Raw genomic sequence first — 25,061 nt, forward strand, 5'->3', positions numbered from 1 at the left:
CCTCGAACGACAACCCCTATTCCGAAGCGCAGTTCAAGACTCTCAAGTACAGCTACGACTTCCCCGACCGGTTCGGGTCGCTCGCCGACGCACGGACCTTCTGCGAGGGGTTCTTCACCGCCTACAACCACGACCACCGCCACTCCGGGATCGGGTTCCACACCCCGGCCTCGGTCCACTTCGGCACCGCCGACCAGGTCCAGACCCACCGCCAGGCCACCCTCGRCCGCGCCCACGCAGCGCACCCCGAGCGGTTCGCCCGCCGGCCACGGCCACCCCGGCTACCCGAGACCGTGTGGATCAACCAGCCAGTTCCCAGCCAACCGAGCAACGACCAACTGTCTCATTTGACTTGACATCTACCGACGCGTCTGCGAGGAAGCAGCCCGGGGATGTCTGTGGCGTCGACGAAGCCCGGCCGCGCCAGGGAGGTGCGACGGGCCGTGGCGTGCCGCTGATGTTGGTCAACGTCGTCGGTGCTCGAACCGCCCTGGCGTGCCCAGAGGCTCTGGGCTGCGCACCTCTTGACATCAACGGTTGYGGCGCGTCAACTCGGCTGCACCGTTTGAAGGCGGAGTGAATGCGGTTCGGGACCGCGCGACCACCCGCGTCCTGGCAGCGGCGTGGTACCGATGGGATCAGCCCAATGCATCAGGCACGGGCAGCCGGGTCCGGGCTCGCTACCAGCAGTGATAGTGGCCCGGAGGATCGGGATGGTCGGAAGTCATGCGGACCCAGCCACCCACTGCTAGCCCACCCAGATCAAGTGATCACAAAGCTACGGCTGCCGTCCTTGGCGCCCGGGTGGCGGACGGCGTGGGATTCGCGCCCTGAGCTGACCTTTTCCCGTCTTGTCGCGCCGATGGATCGCTGATAGGTATATGTGTATCCGCTGCTGTATACATCGGTAACGGCGGCGCCACACCGCGTGTTGAGCGGGCTATTTGGAGGGAACCACCAGTGTCCGTCGCAGCGCGCGTGAAATCGTAGAACCAACCGGTGCCCGAGCGCGGATCACCGCTGCAACCCGTAGAGCGCGACGGCCGCTGGCAGCTGAGCGGCGTCGTCGCCGACCGCCGGACGCTGGCCCCGCTGGGACGGCTACACTGGCAGGTCGGAGCCCATTTCTTCGGCATCGACGACACGTATGGCCAGCCAGTTCTCGCGCGCGCCTACTACGATCCGGCGCGGGACGACGACCCGCGGGGCCGTGGCGACGTCGACTATCTCGGCTACCAGCAGTTCGTTCAGGTTCTCTGCGACGGTGTACCGGTCCCGCCGGACTCCTATGGCGGCCCGTTCGCCGACCGCGGGCCCTACGCCGCCGCCGACCACAGCTTTGTCGATTTCATGGGCCCCGCCGATGCCCTGACAACGGACGATACCGCGACGCACGCGCTTCATCCGTTCTACGCCTACACCGGGCTACTGCCCGCGCCTGTTTCCGCTGCGCGCGAGTACGGGACCTACCCACGGCGCAACGGTGTGCTCCTGTTCCCGGCAGAGGCGGGCGCCCCGGACCAGGCGCTATGCGCCTCGCTGGTCGCCGCCGTGTCTCCGGAGCTGCTCACCGCCGCCGACCTTCGGCCCCTGCTCACCTTGGCGGCGTTCGACCGCACGCTGAAGCGGGCCGAGGACGGGGGCACGCACCTGAGCGCCTTCGAGTTCGGGCTGGCTGACCTCGTCCGCCGCGACCAGTTCGGCGGTCTGCGACCGGGGGATCTGGCGGGCCAGGTGATCGGGCCATACCTMCTGGTGCAGAACCCGGGTGCCGACTGGTTCTGCGTCGCCCCGGACGCCGCGGGTACCGAGATCGAGCTGTTCCGGCTCGGGGCGGCGGACGTCGAGGACGCCCGGCGGGCCGCGTGGCTGCGAAGCCTGTGGAGGATGGCCGAGTTCACCCAGGCCGGCGCCGAGGTGGACACCCGGCGGGTGGTCGCCGATCTCGACAGCTCGGTGCTGCCCGGGCTCGGGCCCGTCTGGACCCCACGATCCCCGGCGGCCGGGGGCGTCGAGATCGTGCCGCCCGAGTTCGGCGCCGAGGACGTCGCGGTCGAGTGGCGGTACACCACCTATCTGTTCGCCGCGGGACCCCGTCAGGCCGGTTCCGCCGGCGGGCCGCTCGGTGAGCTCCGCCCGCTGCACGGCTTTACCTGGTCTGTCTGCCAGCAGGTCGACCGGTACGGCGAGCGGTTGGTCGCGACCTCGGTGCGGCCGCCGCGCCTGCTGACCGAGTTTCCCGCCATGGCCGCGCTGCGGCGCTACCACGAGCAGGTCGCGCGGCATACCGGCAACCCGTCGGCGGCCCCTGCGATCGATGCCGCCGCCTTCACCGCCGCCGGCGTCCCGCCGCTGGCCTTCGGTGCCGGACGGAAACTCACCGCCCTCGACGACGGAGCCGCCGCATGAGCGAGACCCTGCCGGCTCCTGACCCGCACGTGGCGTCGACCGACCGCGGCGTGCTCGTGACCTGGGAACCGATCACCGGCGCCAGCACGTACATGATCATGATCATGGCTCCGGACGGCAAGCCGTCGTTGGGGAGCATCCCGAGCACGTCCTTCCCGTTCAGCATCGACCCCGCCAGGGAGCCCGTCGGCACCTACTGGATCAAGGTCAGGGCGGGCCACCTGGTCTCGTTCAGCGACTGGTCCGCCCCGGTGACGTTCGAGCTGTGGCCGACGACCGCCCCGCTCGTCGCGCTGCACGACCGCCTGATCGCCGGGCGTACCAGCCCCGGCGGGACGACCTCGGCCCACCGGTACGCCCTCGACGCCGCGGCGTTCCCCGCCGGGCCGCCGGCGCGCGCGGACGCGGTGGCCACCGGGCTCACCGACGCGTTCCGCCAGGTCGTCGTGGTCGACTCGGCCACCGGCCCGGAGCTCAGCGGCGACGGTCGCGCCCTCACGCTGCGCGGCACGCTGGCCCCGCCGTCACCGGGCGCGGTGGCGCCCTTCGGGCCGCCGGCCCCGGCCTGCGTGCTCACCGCCACGGTCACACCGGACGGGGCGCTGCGCGGCAGGCTCGCCGTGAGCCTGCCCGCCGGCTGGACCTGGGGGACGGCCTTCGGCCTGCTCGCGGGTTCCGCCGCGGACGGGGTCGTCTTCCAGACCGCGACCCTGACCATGTCGACGGGGCCCGGTGCCGCCACGGACCTCCAGTTCGAGGGCGTCACGTCCGTCCGGACGCGGCTGGGCGTTCCCGCCGACCCAGCCAGGCCGGCCATGCGGCAGACGGTCATGCTGCGCGGCGCGGTGCGCCTCGACGCCTACGGCCGCCCGGCCTTCGCGCTGGCCTCGATCAACACGCTCGACCTGGTCATCGGCCGAGCCGGTCAGGATCCGCTGACCCTGACGGCGGCGACCGTGACGCTGCGCGCCGACCCACCCGGGGAGACCGCCGGGCCGGACGCGCCGATCCCCAGCGCGCTCGTGGCGCGCGGCGTCCTCGCGGGTCTCGGCGCCGCGCCGCTGCCGGCCGAGGCCGAGCTCCCGCACGCCTGGTCCGGCACCGCCACGGTCCGCGTCGGTCCCGACGCGCAGCTCGGGGCCTTCGCATCGGTCGGCGCCGCGCTCGCCGTCGCGGGCACGCCCGCGCCGGTGCTGACCGCGTTGCGGACCCTGCCCGCGCTCGGCCCCGCGGCGATCAGCGGTCTCACGGTCACCGCCGACGCGAGCGGGCTCGGGCCGACCCGCACCGAGCTGTCCGTCGCGGTCACGACCACGCCGTGGCGGATCGTCTCGGCTCCCGAGCTGGYCGTGACCGGCACGGTGCTCACGCTCGCCGTCACTCGCCGCCCCCGGCCGGCGCACGCGCCCGGCCAGCTCACGACCACCTTCACCGCCGCGGCGACCGGCACGGTCACACTGGCCGGCGCCGCGTACCCGGTCCGGGTGGACCTCGGCGCCCGAGCACCGGCGACAGTGACGTTCAGCGAGCCCGGACGGCTCCCGGCGCTGGCGACGGCGACGGCCGCCGCCGGGTTCACCGACGGCGAGGCACGGGCCGCGCTGCCCGCGGCGCTCGTCACCCAGGGCCCCGTGACGCTCGACCGGGTGGTCCTCGACGTCGACCTGACGGCCCAGACGGTGACCGGCGTGCTGCCACGCTTCCGCCAGTCCCAGCCGTGGCGGATGAGCGGCGGGCGTCACCTCGAGCTGTCCGACTGGACGGTCGACCTGTCGATGCAGCGCGGCGGCGGCCGCTGGTCGCCCTACGGCACGATCACCGGGACGATCAGCCTCGGCTCGCACGCGCGGCCGACCGCCCGGTTCCGCGTCCAGGCGTGGATTCCCGCCGACGCGCAGACGGGGCACTGGACGTTCGCCCTCGCGCGCGACGAGACGATGCGCGCTGCGTCCTTCAACGACCTGACGGCGCTGGTCGACGGCCACGCCGGGGGGCTGCCGGCCGGCCTGCCGGGGCTGCGCGACCTCGACATCACCGCCCTCGCGGCCACCTACGACCCCGGTACGAGACGCATGATGGCGCTCACCGTCGCCGTCGAGCAGTCGTCGCCCTGGACGATCATCCAGCGCCAGCTCGCCGTGTCGGACCTGGAGCTGCTCCTCACGCTGCGGCGCACCGGCCGCGGCACGTCGCTCGCGGCGAGCGGGACGCTGTTCGGGACCGTGACGGTCGGCGGCCAGCCCGTCGACGCCGGAATGATCAAATCCGATCCCGAGGGCGGCTGGGAGCTGCGGATCGCCTGGGCGAAGCCCGTCGCCTGCGCTGGCCTCGCCGACCTGGACGACTGGCTGGTGCCGAACGCGCTGCGGCGCTACCTGCCGGCGTCGCTCCCGCTGGCCAGCGGCTTCGAGCTGCGCAACGTCGTCGCGCGGTTTCATCCGAACGGCGGCCACCTGGCCGGGTTCGGCGCCCACCTCATCATCCCCGACCTGTGGACCGTCATACCGGACCGGCTGTCGATCACCGACGTGCGGGCCGAGATCGACGCCGACATCCCGGTCATGAACAACCGGATCCGGGGCTCCGTCCTCGGCACCGTGACCGTCGGCGGGGCGGCCATCCAGGTACGGGCGACGAAGCCGCGCGGGACGGCGCCGTGGGAGTTCGCCGGATCGCTCCTCGATCCGGTCGCGATCGACCTCATCGGCGCGGACGACGACCCGCCCGCCGAGCCGGTCGGGATCGACCTCGTCGCCGCGGCGAACGGCCTGTCCGGCCAGGTCTTCACCCTGCCGGCGGGCAGCGGCACCCCCGGCGCCCTGCCCGCGCGGATCACCATCGAAACGGCGGACGTGCTCGCCGTCCCCGACACCGGCCGGTTCCACCTCGCCGGCAAGGCCAGCTTCGAGTGGCATCCACGGCTCGGTGCCGCGACGCTCGCCATTGAGGAGATCACCGGGACGGTCGACGTCGCGCGCACCGGCGCCGCCGTCGAGGTCACCGTCGCCGGCGCGCTGACCTTCGCGGGCCTGCGCGCGACGGTCGGCCTCCGGCTCGGCACCGCCGGCACCCGGACGATCCTCACCGGCACGGTGGCACCGGCCGACGCCGAGCACATCAGCCTGCCCGACCTCACCGACGGCGTCACCGGCGCCGCTCCCGGCCGGCGGTGGGCCGACGTGCTGCCCGCCGATCTGCGCACGCCGGCCTTTAGCTCGGCCGCGCTGTGGGCCGACCTCACCGGGGGTGAGCTGGTCCTGCACGGCCGGCTCGCGGGACTCGGGGACGGGGTGCTGCTGACCTCGGACACGGCCTTCGCGCTCGCCGTCGCGCTCGCGGACGGTTTCCAGCTCAGCCGCCTCCTGCCGGCGCTGCACGTCGACGACGTCCTCACGGTGCGCGCCGCGCGCCTGGTCGTCGTGAGCCTGCCGGCCGGCGACACACTCGGCGCGGTCGCCGAACGGGTCGGTACCGCACTCGCCGCCGCCGCGCCCGGTGTCCCCTCACCGGTCGCGGATCTCGCCGGCTCGTCACTCGGCCTGACGGACGGCGCGCTGTTCGCCGCCGAGCTCGACGTGCACAACGCGGCGCCGGGGACCCTCCTGCGCGCGATCATGGAGATCGGGGCGGGCGACGGCGCCCAGCCGGGCTCGCCGCCGTCGGTCCGGGTGTTCGCGCAGATCGACCGCACCGACGCGGCGAGGACGGTGTTCACGGCCGAGCTCGACGACATCGCCCTGTTCGGCGGCCTGGTGACGATCACGCACCGGGTGGGCCGGACCATGATCCAGCTCGCCTACCGGCCCGCCTCGGCACACGAGTTCACCCTCGACGCCCGCGTGCTGCTGACCCTGTCCGGCCGCTCCTACGGCTTCGACGTGTCGCTGCGGTGCGACGACGACCATCTGGCCACCGTCGCGGACGCCGTGCGGCCCACCACCCAGTCGGTGGCGCCGTTCGACCTGCCGGGCATCCAGATCGACGAGCTGGCCCTGGCTGCCCGCATCGACTACGCGAAGCCCGCCGTGGCCGCCGGCGACGGCACGCCGGCGGTCCCGGCGAGGCCCCGCTCGACGCGGTTCTCGCTGACCGGGCGGGCCCGGCTCGGCCCCGCGCCCGCCGCCGGCGAGGCGGACCTCCGACTGTCGCTCGGCGCCGAGCTGGTGGTCCTCGACGCGGCGCCCGCCCTCGCCCGCCTCACCGTCGAACGGCCCTTCTCGCTCGCCGCGTTCCTGGAGAGATGCGTGACCGGCGGCGGCGGGTCCTGGGGCTCGTTCGTCGACGTGACCCTGCTGGCGGGCTCGCGGATCTACTACTACAGCGCCGCGGCGGACCCGGCCGGGACGCTCGCGCGGGCCGAGCACCTGCTGCCCGGCTACCACCTCGACGCCCGGGTGACGATCCGCCTCGTCGTCGACGTCACCGTGAACGTGTCGATCACCGTGGTGGCGGACCGGCAGACCGGCGCCCCCGCCGGCGTCACCGCCGCCATCGCCCTGGCGGACCCCGTGGACCTGCGGTTCGCGCAGCTCGCCGGTACCAGGCGCGCCGGAGGCGGCCACGTCTACACCGGCGGCCCCGAGGTCAGGTTCACGACCGGCACGCAGGCGTCCTTCGCGGTCGCGGCCGGCGTGAACTTCCTCGGCGCGGCGTTCGGCAGCGTCCAGGTCGCGGTGTCCCAGGACGTCGAAGGGACCCGCCGCTTCGCCGGCCGGCTCGAGTCCGCCCAGCGTCACCCGATGTTCGGGCGGCTGTCCTGCGGTTTCACGTACGCCGTCCGGCCCGACGGCGGGGACAGCTTCGAGATCGCCGACTGGCCGGCGTTCACCTGGGCACGCGAGCTCGTCGACCTGGTCGCGGCGATCCGCGAGGTGTTCGACGCCGCCAGGATCGACGGCTGTGGGGCGCTCGCCGACTTCGCCGTCGCCAGGACGTTCCGCAGCTCCTGGTCGCTCACGCCGGCCGTGCGCTCCGACGGCCCCGACCTGGTCTTCGCCCTCACCGGTACGTACAAGCTCACCCTGCCGCATCAGGGGGAAGCGTTCCTGACGGTGAGCCTCCCGCCGTTCGAGGTGCGGATCCCGAGCACGACGCGCTTCGACGACCTGCCCGACGCGCTGGCCGCCGGCGTCGCGCGCGGCGCCCACGACATCGCGACAGCTCTGCTGCGGGACCCGGAGAAGATCGCCATCTTCGCCGGTGTCGTCTTCGGCCCGCAGGCCGCCGCCTATGCCGAGGCGCTGCTCTGCAAGGACCTCGTCGCCACCGGCACCGTCGCCGCGGCGGAGGCGGCCGCGGCCGCGCTGGCGGGCGCGATCGCCAAGCATCTCGGCGTCGCCGCGGGCACCGTGGCCGCGACGGCCGCCGCCGCGGCCAGCCTCCGCGGGAGCACCGGCGGCGGCGGTGGACAGGGCGAGGGTGGGCAGGGCGRCGGGCAGGGCGGCGAGACACCCACGCCGACGCCCGCGAAGCCGACGGACGTCACCCTGGAGTACGCGGACGGCCGGTTCAGCCTGCGCTGGTCGCCGGCTCGGTACGCCGGCGGGTACGAGGCCGAGCTGGGGACCGACGCCGCCAGCTCGGCTCTGGCCAGCGTGACGCTCGGGCTCGCGGACCGGCCGCTCCAGCTCACCCACACCGTTTCCGTCGAGAACCTGCCCGCCGGCCGCTACGTGGGCCGCGTCCAGGCATACCGCGCGGGCCTGAGAGGCGAATGGGCGGAGTCCAGGCCGCTGACCAGGCTGGCCTCACCCCCGGCCACCATCGTCCTGCAGGTCGACAGCTTCGTCGTCACCTGGGAAGGACCGCCGGGCACGGCCTATGACGTGCTGGTGACCGATCCCGACGGCCGCACGGTCGGGACGGCGACGACCTACACCAAGGAGGGCAGCGGGAACGGGGCGTCCGGCGTCGGCGTCAAGTACTTCACGCTCGACGACCCCCGCGACGGCGTGTACTCGGCCCGGGTACGCACCGTCGGCGGCGACATCGAGGCGGCCTGGGGAACGGCGGGTACGGTCGCGGTACGCACGCTGGCCACCCCCACCGGACTGACGGTCGACGTCGGCGCCGGCGTGCTGACCGTCGCCTTCGCCGCGGTGCCGACCGCGACGCTCTACGTCGCCGAGGTGACGGCGGCCGACGGCACCGCGGCCGATGCGCCGATCAGGGCGTCCGCCGTGGCCGGCCCGTCGCCCCGGTGCACAGTGCCGGTGCGGGCCCCGGATAGGCAGCCTTACCGCCCGGGCACCACGTACGCCGTCCGGGTCCAGGCGCAGCGCCCGGACCTCCGGAGCGCGTGGAGCACCCCGATGACCGTGGCCTACACCCGCGGAACCCGGCCCTGACCAGCATCACTGGCGCGCTGCCCCGCGTGGGAAGGTAACGTCGAGAATGGCGATCCCGCAGGTCCCCGACGATGTGTCGAAACTGGATCTGGCCGCGGTGCGAGCGGGCTACCTCAAGCTCGCGAACCGCGACATGCGTCGGCTCAGAAAAGACGCGCTCTCTCGGCCCGACCCCTATTCTGCGGCCGAGTACAGGCAGCTTCACGACCTGGAGAGAATCTGGCGGGATCTGCCGTCGGAAGATCACCCGCTCTTCCTGGGTCACCTCCGGACCGCCGTGGCCGAGCTGACCGTCTTCGATCGCGTCCTAGACAGGCTCTGGGGCACGCCCTCGCTCGCGAGCGATACGCATCGCCCGGTGAACAACGCCGAATTCGCCATCATCAAGAGTGCCGTCGATGTTGTGGACAGCGTGGCGGCACAGGTCGCGAGCGGCAGCTGTGACCAGTTGATCGCGGAAATATTTCTCCTCGGTGGCGACTCGGCCGCAGGATTTCTTAAATTCGTCAAGGAGAACTACTTCTCCGTCATCCAATCACTGCGACGACTGCTCGACGAAACCATGAAGACTACCGGGTCGGCGGCGGAAAGACGCGGCTTCATGATTGACCCGGGTCTTCCGGCGAACATGCCAACGCTGGCGACGGGAAGTGGCCCCGGGTGCTTCATCAGAGTCAGGCCGGCCGCGATGGAGGGGGATCGGGTCACCCTCGCCGCCTCACTGGCGCATGAAGGATCGCACACTGTCGCCGGTCCTGGTCATACCATCGACTTCCTTTACAAGAACAGCGGTGCCCACTACCGGCTGATCGCCCCACTCGCTGTGCGGAACGCGGCGAACTACGAGCAGCTGACGAGCAGTTCCTTGCAGAAGGAGCCGTCGCCTGAGGCCTACACGCCGGACCCGGTGGGACTTGCCGTGGACCTGATCCGGACCAAGGTGACCCGAGCGTGGGTGCAGGCGGGGGACCTGAGAAAGTTCCGGCACGAGATCACCCCCACCGCGCGGGAAAAGCAAATTGCTCTCAATGAGGGGGTGCCCCAGGCAAGATTGGACGAGACGGATAACAAGGTTATGCGTCGGCGCCAGCTCGCGACGATGCTCAATGCACTCCTCGCTCAGGTGGGCCAGGAGCTCGCCGACGCCTTGTTCGTCGATCTGTACGACGGCCTGTCCCACCATATGGACACGATTTTCAAGAAGAAGATCACCCTGAGTACGGATCGCGGTCTCCAGGTAGTCGTTGACGGCAGGCCCCTGGGTGACCCGCTGCCTGCCTGGCCGAATACTCTGGAGGATCTTGTCCGCCACATCGTCGCGAGACTCGCGGAGTGGCAGGTGGTCGACGGTCGCATCTCAGATGCCGTGCCGCAGGTCGGCTTCATCGACACGATCAGACGGTTCGAGGAGGTGGAGTTCGGGGATCTTCTCGCCCTGTACTCCACAAGCCTCGGGCGGAAGTACCAACGGGTGAACAAGCCGGCGGTCGGCCCGCTTTGAGCGAGACCCATGGCCTGGCAGCGAGCACGGATCACGTGGCTTCGTGCCTACACCCCCCGGCACCTGGTCCTGACCAGGATCTCTAGCCCGCCGCCCCACGTGGGAAGGTAACGTCGAGAATGGCGATCCCGCAGGTCCCCGACGACGTGTCGAAACTGGATCTGACCGCTGTGCGAGCGGGCTACCTCAAGCTCGCGAAACGCGACATCCGCCGGCTCAGAAAAGACGCGCTGTCGCGTCCCGACCCCTATTCGCTGGACGAGTACGCGCAGTTTCACGTGTTGGACGATGCCTGGGAAGGTCTGCCGCAGGCCGACACATTGTTCTTCACCAGAAACCTCCGGACCGCGGTGGCCATGCTGACCGCCTTCGAGGGCGTCCTCGACGGGCTTCGGGGCAGGACCTCGCTCACGAAGAACACGGCTCGCCCGCCAGGCATGATGGAGAGGGCGGCGATAGTGAGTGCTGTCACAACGGTGAGCCTTGTGGGCCTGCGAGTCTCGCTGGGCATCGCTGACGATATGATAGCGAACCTCTTCCGCTTCCGCGGCGACTCCACCGAAGGCCTGAATTTCGTCAAGGGCACCTATCTTGCCATGGTCCAATCGCTGGGGCGACTGATCGACGAAACCACCGGGGCCGCCGGGCCTTTGACGGAGAATCGCGGCTTCATGATCGACCCGGGACTTCCGGCGAACATGCCTGCGCTGGCCAGTGGAAGCGGTCCGGGGTCCTTCATCAGGGTCAGTCCGGCGGCGATTGAGGGAAGCCCTTTGGTCCTCGCTTCGTCCCTGGCGCACGAAGGAACGCACACCGTCCCCGGCGCGCACCGCACCATCGACTTCGTCTACAAGAACAGCGGCGCCCACTACCGGCTGAACAGTCGGCTCGCTGTGCGGAACGCGGCGAACTACGAACAGCTGACGACCAATCTTTTGCAGACCGAGCCGCAGCGCGCGGCGTACATGCCGGACGCGCAGGCACTGGTCGTGGACCTGCTCCGGACCAGGGTAACCCGAGCGTGGGTCCTCGGGGCGGAAATTGGCAGGTTCGAATACGACGTCCCGGCCACGGAGCAGGAGAGGAAGAAGGCTCTCAGTGTCGGGTATAGCCAGGAAAAAGTGGACTCAAGGGACAGGCAGGTCCGCCGTCGGCGTGACCTCGCGACGATACTCAATGCGCTGGTGGCACAGGTGGGCAAGGACCTCGCCGACGCCCTGTTCACTGATCTGAACGACAGCCTGTCCCACCACATGGACACGATCTTCAAGCAGGAAATCACCCTGCGTACGGATGCAGGCCTCCAGGTGGTTCTCGGCGACCGACCGCTGGGCCGGCCGCTGCGGGCCTGGCCGAACACTCTGGAGGAACTGTTCCGGCACGTCGTCGGGGCACTGGCGGAGTGGCAGGTGATCGACGGCCGCGTCGCGGACACCGGGCCACAGATCGCCTTCCTCGAGACGATCGGACAGTACGAGGAGACGGAGTTCAAGAATCTTCTTGACGAGTACGTCCAAAGCCTCGGGCGGAAGTACCAACGGGTGGCAAAGCCTGCGCTCGGCCCGATCTGACCTACCGGTGGCGGCGTCGCCTCGCCTGGCTCGGAAAGGTAATGCGAGGAGGCCGGCCTCGCGGACGCCGCGTCCGCGAGCGCCGTCGCGAGCGCGAGTCTCGGCCCCCGAAGTTGACCCGCGGCTGGGCGTGGAGTCGCGCAGCGCGGGTGCGCTCGTGGGACCGTCTGACCACCGGCCGCGGAGGCGACCGGTATGCGACGTTTCGGGCAGCACGGCCGCCGTTTTGTTCCGCCCCCTTGTCCGTTCGGATTCCGGTACACATCTGGCGATCATGGGGAGTGGCTGTCGCTTCCGCGGTCGTTCCGACTGCGATCCGTGATCTACTAACAGCCACATAGACCAGCAGGTGTTGCGGACCACGGGCCCCTCTAACGTGGGCGATCATCTAAAGCCATGGACGCCGCGCATGACCGGCCCGCGCAGCGAAACCTGACCACGGCGCAGGCCGATCCCACACCGCCCGCGGCGCACGCGACCCTCGCTATCCCACGCTCCCTGGCGGTTCACTACGACGCGGGAGCCCGGTGCCCTCGGGTTTCTCCCGTCTGCTGGTCATCGATGAGTTCACGGGCTTTGCCGCCGGCCGCGACGGCCAGGCGGGCCTGCAGGGCGGCCCGCGCCCGGCTCTCGCTCAGCGCGGTGGATCGCGGAGCGGACCGCAGGTGGTGTGCTGGATGGCCGTCCGGCGCTCCGCGAGCTGGGCGCGCCGCCTGGCCCGTTCCTGCAGCGCGGCCCGCAGCTCGCGCAGCTCCGTCTCGATCTCGCGCAGGCGCCTGGCCCGGTGGGCCGCGCGCGCGGCGGCGCCGATGTGCCGGGCGGCTGTGACGGTGTGGCGGCCACGCAGCGGCCCGTTCACCCAGCTGCCGTCGGGTGCGACCCAGGTGGCGACGACCGGGCCCGCGCCCGGCCCGGCCGGGTCGGCGAGGCCGATGCGCGCGAGCAGCGCGGCGACCAGCTCGGGCGCCACCGGCCCGGCCGGGTCCGGTACGAGCCTGCCGGCCACGGACACAGCGGCGCGTGGCCCACGGGCGGAGACGAGCAGCTCGCCGCTGCCGGCGGTCAACTCGCCGCTCGCGTCGACGGTTGCCCGCCCGGCTGCGGGCGACGCGAAGACCTAGGTTTGGCAACGGGCGAGATCTCGGTGCATATCGAGGAGATCTACGTCGCTTCGGTCTCGGCCGGCGCCCTCTCGGCGGAAGGTCCTGCTTCACAGCCGTAGAAGGCCTGCGGGGGTGTGCCGAAACCCGCAGCGTTCGTAGAAGGTTTCGAGATGCGGTTCGTAGTCGACGTGCAGCCACTTGGCACCGTTGGCCTTTGCCTCGTCTGCGGCGGCACGGACCAGRCGTATCCCGAGCCCTTGGCGGCGTTGGTCCGGGTGCACAGTGGTATCCAGGATGAAGGCGTGCACGCCGCCGTCGCCGACGACGTTGACGAATCCGACCAAGTGTCCTGCTCGACGTGCCGCGATCCACGTCAGGCTTCGAGTCAGCACCGGCACGAACGACGCAGGTCTACGGTTCGGCCATGACGCACCGAACAGCGCGTCGAGTTCGGCGTCTGTCAGCGCGGGACGCACGACCAGTACCGTGTCGCCGCCCTGGGACGGATCACCCAACGCCATCCAGGCAGCCTGTCAGGCTGTCGGACGTCGTGGGTGGCCACTCGGCGGAGAGCCTTTGCGCCTCCGAGCCGGCGCCCGGTGGCGATCGGTGCCCTGGACCTTCCTTGACTGGAAGCGGGAAGGCGGGGCAGGCCAGCGACGGTGCGCGTGCGCTGAGGATCACGCGGGCCGGTCGGCTCGCACGCCGGGCGAGCGCCCGGATGGCGTCGAGGCCGTCGGTTCGGCTGGCGTCGTTGTCTGCGAGGGTTGGTCTCGGATGTCGATCATCGCTAGGTGTCCGTGCCTGCGGGTGGCTGGTCGACCACGAGGGCGTCGGGGCTCAGCGCGTAGTCGTCGGGTTCGCGGGCGAGTTGGTCGGCGGCTTCGTAGAGGGTCGGGAGCAAGATGAGGTCCTTGGACCGGCCGGCGGTTTCCTTGGATTTGATGATGTCTTCGAGGCTTGCAACGTGGATGCTGAGGCCGTAGCTGGTGAGGTCATAGCGCCGGGCGTTGCGCATGATCGCGTCGTAGGATCCGACGCCGGGTAGCTCGATGAGGATGTCGAGAGGTCCATAGGTGGTTTGGTACATGGCGAAGTACTCGGCGAAGAATTCCTCGGGCCGAACGACAGGGTGTGGGCGGTAGTCCGTCGAGTCGGCGGCTTTCTTCGTGGTGACGTCGCTAGAGAGGGCTGCGGCGAGTCGTTCAAGGTTGGCTGGGTCCGGGTCGGGGACGATGTCCAGGTCGCCGGTCACATAAGGGGTGCCTTGGAGGCGGGCGCCGACCCCGCCGACRATCGCGTAGCGGACCTTGTGCTCGGCGAGCATGCCGAGCATCCCGGAGAGTCGTAGCCGGGGCGCCGGGCGAGGTGTGTCTGTCACTCGGTGACGAGGCGGGCGTCGGCGAAGACGGCAAGTTCGTCCATGAGCATCTCGAGGCGCTCGGTCGGCGGCATCGCGAGGATCGCTTTGACCTGGCCGAGGATCGCCGGGTCGGACTGGTGGGTTGTTCGGCTGATCGTCGCCATGAGCGTCTGCGCGCGCTGGCGTGCGAGTTCGGCCCGTTCGCGAAGGTAGGCGGAGCGGGCGGCGGGGTCTGCGGGCGGATCGAAAGGATCTTTGAGGTCCACCGTGCGCCTCCCGTGATTAGCCCGACGAGCTGCACCTCCGGCGATCCACCGGCGGCGGCGGAGGTCGGCCTCGGCCAGCAGATCGAGCCTACCAGCGGTCCGTCGCATCTAGATCAACGGTGGCCACGGCTGGTTCGGCCATGGGCGCCGCGGACAGGAGCCCGGAGGGCCAGCCGCTGGCCTGCTCGCTTCCGAGAAGCGGGATCTGGCCGCGGCCCGCCGGTTCTTCGCCATGGCGTTGTCGCACAGGCGCCGRCCGGTCGAGGTGACCATCGACCGGGCCCCCGCCTACCCACGGGTCCTCGACGAACAGCTGCCCGCGRCCCACCACGTGGACGTCCGCTACGCGAACAACCCGATCGAGGCCGATCACGGCCGGTTGAAAGCTCGGTTGCGGCCGATGCGGGGGCTGAAACGGCTTCGCTCGGCCCAAGTGATCGACTCAGGGCACGCTTTCGTCCAGAACGTTCGCCGCGGTCACTACGAACTCGCCACCGACGCGGAACCCCGCCGCCGGCTCGCACAAGCCTTCACCGAGCTCGCTCTGGCGCTGTGACCAGGGCCGAGACTTGCATCTGCCATGCCGTGTCTCGGCCAGACGCAACAACGCCGGCTCAGGCGCCACGGAACATCGGGCAGTCTCGCGACTACGGCGCCGATTGCGGCGTAAGGTGCGCCTGAGGGCCGTGGCCTGGAGGGAAGATCTGCGCCTTCCAGCCGCCGGATTCGATCAGCCGTGTAGCCTCCTCCCGGATTATTTCACTGATCTTGATAGCAAATCCTCGCGGCTGTTCGAGATGTCCCGTGACGGCGGTGCCGAGTTGCTGGGTGAGGGTCGGTTTTCGCAGTGGCGCGTAGCGTAGCCGCTTGGCCTCGATCTCGGCGGCGACGGCAGACAGTGGCAGGACTCCGTAACCGTGGCCGGCCGCAATGAGGCCCTTTGCTACCGGAAGGGCGTCTGTGCCAAAACTGGTTAGCAGCTTGAGTTTGAGCCGCAGGGCGGTGTTCTCAAGGCTGACGCGGATCCCGGTCTGGCTTCCCGGCAATATGAGCGGAAGGGTCGTGAGATCGGCGAATTCAATGGCGCGGTTCGGGTTCAGGTCCGAGGTCGGGGACCCTACTACGATCAGTTCTTCCACGACGAGATCTTCGTAGAACAGCCTGCCATCCGGCACCGGCTCGATCAGTGCGATGTCGATGATTCCTTTGAGCATTTCGTCGACGAGTTCCGCCGTGGTGGCAACGGTCACCCGAAGACTCACCTTGGGGAAGGCCAGCCGCAAACTATCCAGCAACGGCATGGCGAGGATGTCCGCGGCGGTCGCCGGCAGCCCAAGGTGCAGGCCCCTCTCGATCCGCGCCAGCGGCGACCCGACGTATCGCATCGCCAGCTCCAGTTGTCGCAGCGGCGAGGCGGTCGACGCGCGTAGGCGCTCTCCGTCCTCGGTCAGCTGCACACCGCGAGCAGTCCGGCGAAAGAGCGTGACACCGAGGTCTTCCTCAAGCAGGCGGATCTGGCGGCTCAGTGCTGGCTGGGCTACCCCGAGCGTGCTCGCCGCCCGGTTGATCGAGCCTTCGTCCGCGACATGCAGGAAGTACCGAAGCCGGTGGGTGTCCACGGGGCCATGCTACCCGGCAGCTATACAGGAAAAGTATAGCTTGGCGCCGAAACTTGTATTGGCGGCAGACCTCCGCACCGGCCTAGCATCCATGAACGAATACCGGTCAGAGATCGATGTCGTCGACCGGTTGCTCATCGTCGGAGCGGACAGGGGATATTCATGGAGTCGGATGACCGGGACTGGTCCCAGCTGTTAGGGCTTGATCGGCTGCCCACCCACATCATTGGGATGCGGGTATCCGAACTGCTTGACCTGAGCGGCAAGAAGGCCGTCATCACTGGGGCCGGTGGTGACGGGTTGGGGCAAGCGATCGCGAATCGCCTGGCTGGCTCGGGCGCGGACGTGGCGTTGATAGGGCGCACCTTCTGGAAGGTCGAGAAGCGCGCGGCGGAGATCGAAAAGCGCTGGGGCGTGAAGGCGGTCCCGGTCCTCGCGGACATGTCGGACTGGGACCAGGTGCACCGTGCCGTACGCGAAAGCCGGGACGCGCTTGGCGGCCTGGACATCATGGTGAACAATCCCGTGATGGTCGTCGGCGGGCCGTTCGAGAAGCACACCAAGAACGACATCGATCAGACCGTCCTCGGCAGCCTGACGATGATGATGTACGGCGCTCACGCCGCGGCGGAGTATCTGCTGTCGCAGGGATCGGGTCGCATCATCAACATCGGTGCGGTTGGCGGGCGTATTCAGCAGAAGGGCCTGACGGTCTACTGCTCGTGCAAGGCCGGGGTCATCGGCTTCACCCGCAACCTGGCGCACGAGTTCGCGCCGCGTGGCGTGAACGTTCTCGGCGTGGCGCCCGGAATCATGATCAAGCCCGACCTCCGGGAGCGGGTCCTGAATCCGCAGAGCGAACAGGACCTGGTGGCTCGCGTCTCGGTCCTGAACTCCATCGAGAACCAGGTCCAGCTGGGGCGGGTGTGCCTGCCGGAGGAGGTCGCGAACATGGTCGCCTATCTCGCGTCCGACGCCGCCAACTACATGTGTGGCCAGACCATCGACGTCGCCGGCGGTCAGTGGATGGGGTAGCGGCGTTGCGCCGGCCGACGCCTCCCGTGCTGGTTTGTCGGGCGGCGTCGGCCGGCGGGTCGCATCTGGAGTCCTCTGGCATCGAGTCGCGGGAGTTTCACCATGCGCGGACTGGCGAGTAAGACGTTCATCGTGGCGGGCGGCGCGACCGGTATCGGCGCCGGCGCGGCGCTGAGGCTGGGTGAGGAAGGGGCCAGGGCCGTTGTCGGCGACATCAACCTGGCCGGTGCGCAGGCCACCGTCGAGAAGATCCTCGAGTCTGGCGGCGAGGCGATCGCCGTGCACTTCGACCTCGCGGACGAAGAGTCGGTCCAGGCATTGGTGGATACGACGATCGGGGAGTACGGCGCCGTCCACGGCCTGTTCAACGTCGGGGCTGACCTGTCGCCCACCAACCTCGGCCGGGACAAGACCCTCCTCGACACGGGCCTGGACGTGTGGGAGCGGACCCTCGACGTCAATGTGGTCGGCTATGTCCGGACGGCGCGCGCGGTCCTGCCGCACCTGCTCGCGATCGGCGGGGGCAGCATCGTCAACACCGCGTCCGGCGCGGCGGTGAGCCGCGGCAGCATCCGGCCCGCGTACGCGGCGTCGAAGTCCGCCATCAACGCGCTCACGCGGCACATCGCCGGGATCTACGGGCCGAAGGGTGTGCGCTGCAACGGCGTGATGCCCGGCCTGGTGATCGGCGAGACCCAGATCCAGCAGAACGACATCGCCCTGCAAGAACGGTTCCTCAACGAGGTCCCGACCACGCGGCTGGGCCGTCCGAGCGATCTGGCCGCCGTCGTGGCGTTCCTGCTCTCCGACGACGCCGCATGGATCAACGGCCAGGTCTGGGCCATCGACGGCGGCGCCAACATGCGCGCCTGACCCACGCAGGCCAAGGCACCGCGCCACGAAGGCTGAAGGGATTCATCAGCGTGTTACATGACGATCTGATCGACGAGGCCCGCGCCGCGACCGGCCTCGACGACTTCGGCGGCGACTCCTTCCGCGAAGGCCTGGAGCGGGCGACCCGTGCCCTGGAGACGGAGGCCCAGCTCAACGCGTCCGGCTGGGCAGCCCTGCGCGGCCTGCTGCTGCGGGCCCTCACGACCCGTCTGCACATCGAGCAGTGGTACAAGGACCATCCCGAGACCGACGACGCGCCGATCATCGAGCCCCTCATCGCCCTCGGCCTTCCCCGCACCGGCTCGACCGCGCTGGCGGGGCTGCTCGCCGAGGACCCGGGCATCCGCTATCTGCACCGCTGGGAGGCGGCCGAACTCGTGCCGCCGCCAGCGGCGGTGCGGGAGTTCCCGGACCCGCGGCTGCTGCGCCAGATCGAGGTCCAGTCCCGGCGCTCCGAGCTCGACAAGGCCCTCGTCCCGTCGTTTCCCGACGGCCCGCAGGAATGCCATGAGCTGATGCTGCTGGACTTCAAGGTCCACTACCTGGAGTGTTTCGCCCGAGTGCCGTCCTACGCCGACTGGCTGCTCGACGCGGATCTCACCGAGACGTTCCAGTACATGCGACGCGCGCTGAAATACCTGCAGTGGGGCCAGCCGGCGAAGCCCTGGCGGCTGAAGAACCCGAACCACCTGGCTCATATCGCCGACATCGACAAGGTCTTCCCCGAGGCCAGGTTCGTGATGACCCACCGCGACCCGACCGAGGTTCTGGTCTCAGTCTGCGACCTGTACGCCAACGTCGCGTTGCGTTTCAACGACGCCGTCGACAAGGAGTACATCGGCGCGCTCAACACCAACGTCCTGGCGACCGGCATGGACCGCACGATGGCCTTCCGCGACGACGGCAATGAGCATCGTTTCTACGACATCGACTTCCGCGCCATGCAGCAGGACCCACTCGGTGAGATCCGCGGTCTCTACGACTGGCTCGGTGAGCCCGTGTCGCCGGCGTTCGAGGACAACATGCGCCGCTGGTGGAAGGAGAACTCCGAGGACCGCGTGCGGGTCAAGCACTCAGACCCCGCCGACTACGGTCTCGACCTCGACGCGATCCGGCCGCGGTTCGCGCGCTACGTCGCCCGCGTGGCACGCTGGACCGACCGTCCCGCAAGCACGTCAGGCAGCGCCCGCGACCTCATCGAGTCGCCATGAGCACACGAACACCGGGCGAGGTGTCGATGCTGCCACCCGGTACCGCCCAGCTGAGCCATCTGCAGCGACTGGAGGCGGAGAGCATCCAGATCTTCCGGGAGGCTGTCGCCGAGGCGGAGCTGCCGGTGATGCTGTACTCGGTCGGTAAGGACAGCGCGGTCATGCTTCACCTGGCGCGCAAGGCCTTCTACCCGTCGAAGCCGCCTTTCCCGCTGCTGCACGTGGACACGACGTGGAAATTCCGGGCGATGTACGAGTTCCGGGACCGACTCGTCGCGGAGCTGGGCCTGGATCTGTTGGTCCATCGGAATCCGGAGGCGCTGGCGCGGGGGATCAACCCGTTCGACCATGGTTCGGCGATGCACACCGACGTGTGGAAGACCGATGGTCTGAAGCAGGCGTTGGACAAGTACGGGTTCGACCTGGCGTTCGGTGGGGCGCGTCGGGACGAGGAGAAGTCGCGGGCGAAGGAACGTGTGTTCTCGATCCGCTCGGCGGCGCATCGCTGGGATCCGAAGGACCAGCGGCCGGAGCTGTGGCGCCTGTACAACGCCCGCAAGGCACCGGGTCAGTCGGTTCGCGTGTTCCCGTTGTCGAACTGGACCGAGCTGGATATCTGGCTCTACATCCACCGGGAGAACATCCCGATCGTTCCGCTGTACTTCGCCGCGCCGCGGCCGGTCGTGGAACGCGACGGCACTCTGATCATGGTGGATGACGACCGGATGCCGCTGGCGCCGGGCGAGGTCCCCGATCAGCGCAGCGTTCGTTTTCGCACCCTGGGCTGCTACCCGCTGACCGGCGCGATCGAATCCGAGGCATCAACGCTCCTGGAGATCATCCAGGAGATGCTCCTGACGACGAGCTCGGAACGTCAGGGCCGGATCATCGACCACGACTCGTCCGGGTCGATGGAGAAGAAGAAGCACGAGGGCTACTTCTAGCCTGCCGGTCGGCGAGCCGTCTCAGGGATGGCATTCTCCAAGTCCGCCGACCCCGTGAAAGGAGGCGACGCATGGCACACGCGACCAACGAACTCGTCGCTACGGACATCGAGGAATACCTGCGGCGCCACGAGCACAAGTCGATGCTGCGGTTCATCACGTGTGGCAGCGTCGACGACGGGAAGTCGACCCTGATCGGCCGGCTGCTGTACGACTCGAAGCTGGTGTTCTCCGACCAGCTCGCCGCTCTCGAGTCCGACTCGAAGAAGGTCGGGACGCAGGGCGGCGAGCTGGACTTCGCGCTCCTGGTCGACGGCCTGGCCGCCGAGCGCGAACAGGGCATCACGATCGACGTCGCCTACCGGTTCTTCTCCACCGAGCGGCGCAAGTTCATCGTCGCAGACACGCCGGGCCATGAGCAGTACACCCGCAACATGGTGACCGGCGGGTCCACAGCCCAGCTCGCGGTCATCCTGATCGACGCGCGCAAGGGCGTGCTCACCCAGACTCGCCGCCACAGCTACCTGGTCTCGCTGCTGGGTATCCGCCACGTGGTTCTGGCGGTCAACAAGCTCGACCTCGTCGACTACTCCCAGGAGGTCTTCGACGCCGTCGAGGCCGACTACCGACAGTTCGCCAGCCAGATCGGGCTAGCAGGCGACGCGATCCAGTGCATTCCGCTCTCGGCGCTGCGCGGGGACAACATCACCGAACCCAGTGCGAACACTCCCTGGTACGCCGGCCCCACCCTGGTCGGCCATCTCGAGACCATCGACATCGCCGACACCGCGCACACCGGACCGTTCCGCCTGCCGGTGCAGTGGGTCAACCGGCCGAACCTGGACTTCCGCGGGTTCGCCGGGCAGATCGCCGGCGGGGTCGTCCGCGCCGGCGACCGGCTACGCGCGCTGCCGTCCGGGCAGGAATCCACCGTCGACCGGATCGTCACCACCGACGGTGACCTCCCCGAGGCCGTCGCCGGCCAGTCGGTGACGCTGACCCTCGCCGACGAGATCGACGTCTCCCGCGGAGACGTGCTCGCTGCGGCTGACAGCCCGGCGGAGGTCGCGGACCAGTTCGAGTGCCACCTCGTCTGGATGAGCGGCGAGCCGATGCTCCCCGGCCGGCCCTACCTGCTCAAGGTCGGCGCCCGCACGGTCAACGCGACGGTCGCCCAGCCGAAGTACAAGGTGAACGTCAACACCCTGGAGCAGACGGCCACGAAGACGCTCGAACTCAACGAGATCGGCGTCGCGAACATCAACCTCGACCGGCCCGTCCCGTTCGACCCCTACGCGGTCAACCGGGACATGGGCGGGTTCATCCTCATCGACAAGTTCACCCACGCCACCGTCGCCGCTGGCCTGCTGCACTTCGCGTTGCGCCGGTCGCACAACATCCACTGGCAGGCCGTCGAGGTGAACAAGCAGGTCCGTGCCCGGCGAAAGGGCCAGCGACCGGCGGTAGTCTGGTTCACTGGCCTGTCCGGCGCCGGCAAGTCCACCATCGCGAACCTGGTCGAGAAGCGGCTCCACGAGCTGGGCCACCACACCTACCTGCTCGACGGCGACAACGTCCGCCACGGACTGAACAAGGACCTGGGCTTCACGGAGGCCGACCGGGTCGAGAACATCCGCCGGATCGCCGAGGTCGCCAGGCTCATGGCCGACGCCGGACTGATCGTGCTGGCGTCGTTCATCTCGCCGTTCCGGGCCGAACGCCAGCTCGCCCGCGACCTGCTCGACGACGGCGAGTTCATCGAGGTCTTCGTCGACACACCGCTTGCGGTCGCCGAATCCCGCGACCGCAAGGGTCTCTACGCCAAAGCGCGCCGTGGCGAGCTGACGAACTTCACCGGCATCGACTCGCCTTACGAAGCACCAGTCAACCCCGAAATCCATCTCGACGCCACCGGTATCATCTCCGCCAGCGACAGCGCGGAGCGAGTTGTCACCTACCTCCGGGAACGCGCTTTCCTCGTTCCACCCGTGGAATAGGTGTGACGTGACGTCCCGATGTTCGTGCGTGCTGGCGGGCGGTGTTTCGCCGCTCAGCACGCACGATGCCAGCGTCAGGCGCCGGCTTGTATCACCCGGTCCGCGGGCCATGACGTTCACCTACCACCAACCATTCGGACGGCGAAATGGACGACCATAGCCTCGCCGCGTGGCTCGCGGAGCAGGCCGGAAATCACCTTCTCGCGATCCGCGCGCAGGGCGGCAAAGAGGGTGACCGGCAGTCGAACGAGCTGCTCCTGCGCCTGTTGACGGACGCCCGGCCTGACGACGCCGTCCTGTCCGAAGAAGGCGCGGACGATCTCGCGCGCCTCGACCGGGATCGGGTGTGGATCATCGATCCGCTCGACGGAACCCGCGAATACGGCGAGCCGCCCCGGGACGACTGGGCGGTCCATGTCGCCCTCGCGGTCGGAGGCCAGCCGACAGTTGGCGCCGTCGCGTTGCCCGCTCAGAGGCTCGTCCTGCACACCGGCACGCCGGTCATACTCGCGCCTCGAGGTCCGGGGGCGCTGCGTCTCGTCGTCTCACGCACCCGTCCACCCGCCTGCGTGGATCTACTCGTCTCGCGGCTGGATGCCGAGCTGCTCCCCATGGGGTCGGCCGGCGCCAAGGCTATGGCCGTCGTCCGCGGCAACGCCGACGTCTACGCCCACTCCGGTGGCCAGTACGAGTGGGACTCCTGCGCACCGGTCGCCGTTGCCGCCTCCGCCGGACTGCACGTCTCGCGGCTTGACGGGAGCCCGCTGCGCTACAACCAGCACAATCCGTATCTCCCCGATCTGCTGATCTGTCATCCGGAGATCGCTGACGAAATCGTCGGTGCGCTTGCGGGCGTCTGACCACCGCACGCGCGAGAACCACCGAGACGCCGCACCGGCCGCCGACCGAGTGCGGCCCCCGAGATGCCACACCGGTATTTCGCCTGAGTCTGGAGGTTAGCGGCCGATGCATTTCATCTACCACTATCCGGAGACCAACGGCACCGAGCGCGACATGCTTGATGCTGGCGGACTGCGGCAGGTGGCGTCCGCTGCCGAGAAAGCAGGATTTCACGGCTTCTGCCTGAGCGAACATCCCGCTCCCAGCGCCGGATGGCTCGCCAGCGGAGGACATCAAAGCCTTGACCCCTTCGTCRCTCTGGGCTTCGTCGTGGCGGTGACCACGCGGCTGCGGCTGCACACCAATCTCTCGGTCGCGCCGTATCGCAACCCGTTCCTGCTCGCGAAGGCCGCGGCGACCGTCGACAAGGTCTCCGACGGGCGGATCGTACTCGGGCTCGGTACCGGCTACATGAGGTCAGAGTTCTTCGCGCTCGGCGTGGACATCGAAGAGCGCAACACCCTGTTCGGCCACAGGGTCGCACGCCACCCGAACATCGGTCTCTGGTCGACGGCCGGTTTCGTCGGATCTCGACGTCCTTCATGAGAATCCACGAGGAAGAGCGATCACGATGACTATTCAAGAAACTGAGCAGACCCGGCCAGTTCTGGCCACGCCGTCGCAGATCCTGGCCGAGGACACCCTGCTGGAGATCCTCGAGGACGCCCGGCTCAAGCGCCTGCGGGCCGAACTGCGCGACCAGCTCGCGGCGACACCACGCGGCCAGTCGCCGTCAGGCGCGGCCACCCTCGACGAAGCGATCTCCCAGTGGTCCAACTCGCTGATCATGGCCGAGACCGCGAACTTCCTGCCGGCGCCATCCCAGCTCTGGGTCACGGACGACACCCCCCGGGAATGGCTAGGCCACACCCTGCCCGGCGTCGGAACGTCTGGCGACAATCCGGACGCGATCTATCGCATTGCCTCCGTGGACGGAGCCCGGCGCTTCGAGGTCCTCGGCCGGTTCGACCCGGACCGCCGACCCGCGCAGCTCAACATCGAGTTGCACCGCGGCACCAAGGTCACCCCGCCGCACATGGTCAACAATACCGACCTGACCCCCCTCGCCAGCATCACCGACCGCCACCTCCAGATCGCGGCGGACGGATCTTTCCGTATCACCATCGGCCCGAAGGAGGAAAGCCCCGTCCACCTGCTCTCGGCGCCAGGTCTTCTCTCCCTCGGGTCCCGGGACATGCTCGCCGACTGGAACCAGCGCCCGTCCTGGATGGACCTGCGCCCGCTTGACGACCAGGAATCCGCCCCCTTCGACATCGCGGCGGTCAAGCAGGCGGTATACCGCGACCTACCGAACTACCTCTTGTTCTGGGCGAACTTTCCGAACGTTTGGTTCGGCGGTCTGCAGGGCAACCGGATCAGCCCCGGGCACACCCGCACAGGCAGCATGGCTGGCTTCACCGTGGCGCTCAGCTGGAACCTGCGCCCGGGCGAGGCGATCGCCGTAACGACGGACCCTGTCGGCGCGGCCTACACCGGCTTCCAACTCATGGATCCGTGGATGATCGGAGCCAACGCCAAAGAGCACCAGGTCTCGCTCAACCTGGCTCAGACCATGCCGAACCCCGACGGCACCTTCACCTTCGTTCTCGCCCACGAAGACCCCGGAGTCGCCAACTGGCTCGACACCACCGGCCTCGCCGAGGGTCTGGGGCTCATCCGGTGGCAGGCGACACCGCCCGGCGCGTCGATCGACCCGGCCGCGCTCGTACGCGACTTCCAGGTGATCCCCCTCACGGCCCTGGACAGCCTCGATCTTCCCCGGGTCAATCCTGAACAGCGGGCAGCCCAGCTTGCGGCCCGAGCCGCCGAATATCACTCCCGCACGCTCTAGCTGTCCACAAGATCGCCGATGGTGAGGAATACCGTCGGCGTGGCCCCGC

General features: G+C 69.3%; 17 protein-coding genes and 2 pseudogenes. 14 read left to right on the plus strand and 5 right to left on the minus strand.

Features of this window, described 5'->3' with window-relative positions; all coding sequences use genetic code 11:
• The 5 genes from BCD49_RS39550 to BCD49_RS39570 form a co-directional block, all read left to right on the plus strand.
• On the plus strand, nucleotides 1–356 hold a 356-nt coding region (locus BCD49_RS39550; protein WP_158072994.1), incomplete at its 5' end, for an integrase core domain-containing protein.
• A gap of 643 nt (nucleotides 357–999) precedes the next feature.
• Complete coding sequence (locus BCD49_RS39555; protein ID WP_007515451.1) at nucleotides 1,000–2,409, plus strand: hypothetical protein; 1,410 nt, start codon at nucleotides 1,000–1,002, stop codon at nucleotides 2,407–2,409.
• On the plus strand, nucleotides 2,406–8,756 hold the full coding sequence (locus BCD49_RS39560) for a hypothetical protein (protein ID WP_071042538.1): 6,351 nt from the start codon (nucleotides 2,406–2,408) through the stop codon (nucleotides 8,754–8,756). Before BCD49_RS39555 ends, BCD49_RS39560 begins: the two co-directional genes overlap by 4 nt.
• A gap of 46 nt (nucleotides 8,757–8,802) precedes the next feature.
• The gene (locus BCD49_RS39565) at nucleotides 8,803–10,257 is read left to right on the plus strand and encodes a hypothetical protein (RefSeq protein ID WP_007515449.1); all 1,455 of its coding nucleotides are present in this window, start codon (nucleotides 8,803–8,805) and stop codon (nucleotides 10,255–10,257) included.
• Nucleotides 10,258–10,376: 119 nt separating this feature from the next.
• Nucleotides 10,377–11,828, plus strand: coding sequence for a hypothetical protein (locus tag BCD49_RS39570; RefSeq protein ID WP_007515448.1), 1,452 nt, complete (start codon nucleotides 10,377–10,379; stop codon nucleotides 11,826–11,828).
• 634 nt (nucleotides 11,829–12,462) lie between these two features.
• Here the strand turns inward: BCD49_RS39570 and BCD49_RS39575 are convergent.
• The 4 genes from BCD49_RS39575 to BCD49_RS39590 form a co-directional block, all read right to left on the minus strand.
• Nucleotides 12,463–12,894 (minus strand): hypothetical protein, encoded by a 432-nt coding sequence (locus BCD49_RS39575; RefSeq protein ID WP_007515447.1) that lies wholly within the window; start codon nucleotides 12,892–12,894, stop codon nucleotides 12,463–12,465.
• 144 nt (nucleotides 12,895–13,038) lie between these two features.
• Complete coding sequence (locus BCD49_RS39580; protein WP_007515445.1) at nucleotides 13,039–13,452, minus strand: GNAT family N-acetyltransferase; 414 nt, start codon at nucleotides 13,450–13,452, stop codon at nucleotides 13,039–13,041.
• 269 nt (nucleotides 13,453–13,721) lie between these two features.
• Entirely contained in the window at nucleotides 13,722–14,258 is a 537-nt protein-coding gene (locus tag BCD49_RS39585; protein WP_007515444.1) for a hypothetical protein, read from the minus strand.
• A gap of 50 nt (nucleotides 14,259–14,308) precedes the next feature.
• The gene (locus BCD49_RS39590; protein WP_007515442.1) at nucleotides 14,309–14,560 is read right to left on the minus strand and encodes a hypothetical protein; all 252 of its coding nucleotides are present in this window, start codon (nucleotides 14,558–14,560) and stop codon (nucleotides 14,309–14,311) included.
• Nucleotides 14,561–14,744: 184 nt separating this feature from the next.
• Between BCD49_RS39590 and BCD49_RS39595 the strand changes: the two are divergent.
• Nucleotides 14,745–15,116 (plus strand): annotated as a pseudogene (locus tag BCD49_RS39595) (DDE-type integrase/transposase/recombinase); the annotation flags it as partial.
• Nucleotides 15,117–15,207: 91 nt separating this feature from the next.
• On the opposite strand, the gene BCD49_RS39600 reads toward BCD49_RS39595, so the two are convergent.
• Nucleotides 15,208–16,179: a LysR family transcriptional regulator gene (locus tag BCD49_RS39600; RefSeq protein ID WP_007515440.1), complete on the minus strand. Its 972-nt coding sequence runs from the start codon at nucleotides 16,177–16,179 to the stop codon at nucleotides 15,208–15,210.
• Nucleotides 16,180–16,341: 162 nt separating this feature from the next.
• On the opposite strand from BCD49_RS39600, the gene BCD49_RS39605 reads away from it, so the two are divergent.
• From BCD49_RS39605 to BCD49_RS39640, 8 genes and pseudogenes are all read left to right on the plus strand, one after another.
• Complete coding sequence (locus BCD49_RS39605; protein WP_007515439.1) at nucleotides 16,342–17,214, plus strand: SDR family NAD(P)-dependent oxidoreductase; 873 nt, start codon at nucleotides 16,342–16,344, stop codon at nucleotides 17,212–17,214.
• 102 nt (nucleotides 17,215–17,316) lie between these two features.
• On the plus strand, nucleotides 17,317–18,087 hold the full coding sequence (locus BCD49_RS39610; RefSeq protein ID WP_007515438.1) for an SDR family NAD(P)-dependent oxidoreductase: 771 nt from the start codon (nucleotides 17,317–17,319) through the stop codon (nucleotides 18,085–18,087).
• Between the two features lie 50 nt (nucleotides 18,088–18,137).
• The gene (locus BCD49_RS39615; RefSeq protein WP_007515437.1) at nucleotides 18,138–19,319 is read left to right on the plus strand and encodes a sulfotransferase family protein; all 1,182 of its coding nucleotides are present in this window, start codon (nucleotides 18,138–18,140) and stop codon (nucleotides 19,317–19,319) included.
• Nucleotides 19,316–20,263 carry a sulfate adenylyltransferase subunit CysD gene (cysD, locus tag BCD49_RS39620; RefSeq protein WP_198535966.1) on the plus strand — a complete coding sequence of 316 codons (948 nt, stop codon included), beginning with the start codon at nucleotides 19,316–19,318 and terminating at the stop codon, nucleotides 20,261–20,263. Before BCD49_RS39615 ends, cysD begins: the two co-directional genes overlap by 4 nt.
• A gap of 71 nt (nucleotides 20,264–20,334) precedes the next feature.
• Nucleotides 20,335–22,260 (plus strand): sulfate adenylyltransferase subunit CysN, encoded by a 1,926-nt coding sequence (cysN, locus tag BCD49_RS39625; RefSeq protein ID WP_007515434.1) that lies wholly within the window; start codon nucleotides 20,335–20,337, stop codon nucleotides 22,258–22,260.
• 146 nt (nucleotides 22,261–22,406) lie between these two features.
• Entirely contained in the window at nucleotides 22,407–23,120 is a 714-nt protein-coding gene (locus BCD49_RS39630) for a 3'(2'),5'-bisphosphate nucleotidase CysQ (RefSeq protein WP_007515433.1), read from the plus strand.
• Between the two features lie 106 nt (nucleotides 23,121–23,226).
• Nucleotides 23,227–23,628: pseudogene (locus BCD49_RS39635) on the plus strand (LLM class flavin-dependent oxidoreductase); the annotation flags it as partial.
• Between the two features lie 103 nt (nucleotides 23,629–23,731).
• Nucleotides 23,732–25,012, plus strand: coding sequence for a hypothetical protein (locus tag BCD49_RS39640; protein WP_007515431.1), 1,281 nt, complete (start codon nucleotides 23,732–23,734; stop codon nucleotides 25,010–25,012).
• The last annotated feature ends 49 nt before the right edge of the window (nucleotides 25,013–25,061 follow it).

Origin of the sequence: Pseudofrankia sp. EUN1h (assembly GCF_001854645.1) — a bacterium.
In the GTDB taxonomy this organism is placed as follows: Bacteria; Actinomycetota; Actinomycetes; order Frankiales; family Frankiaceae; genus Pseudofrankia; species Pseudofrankia saprophytica.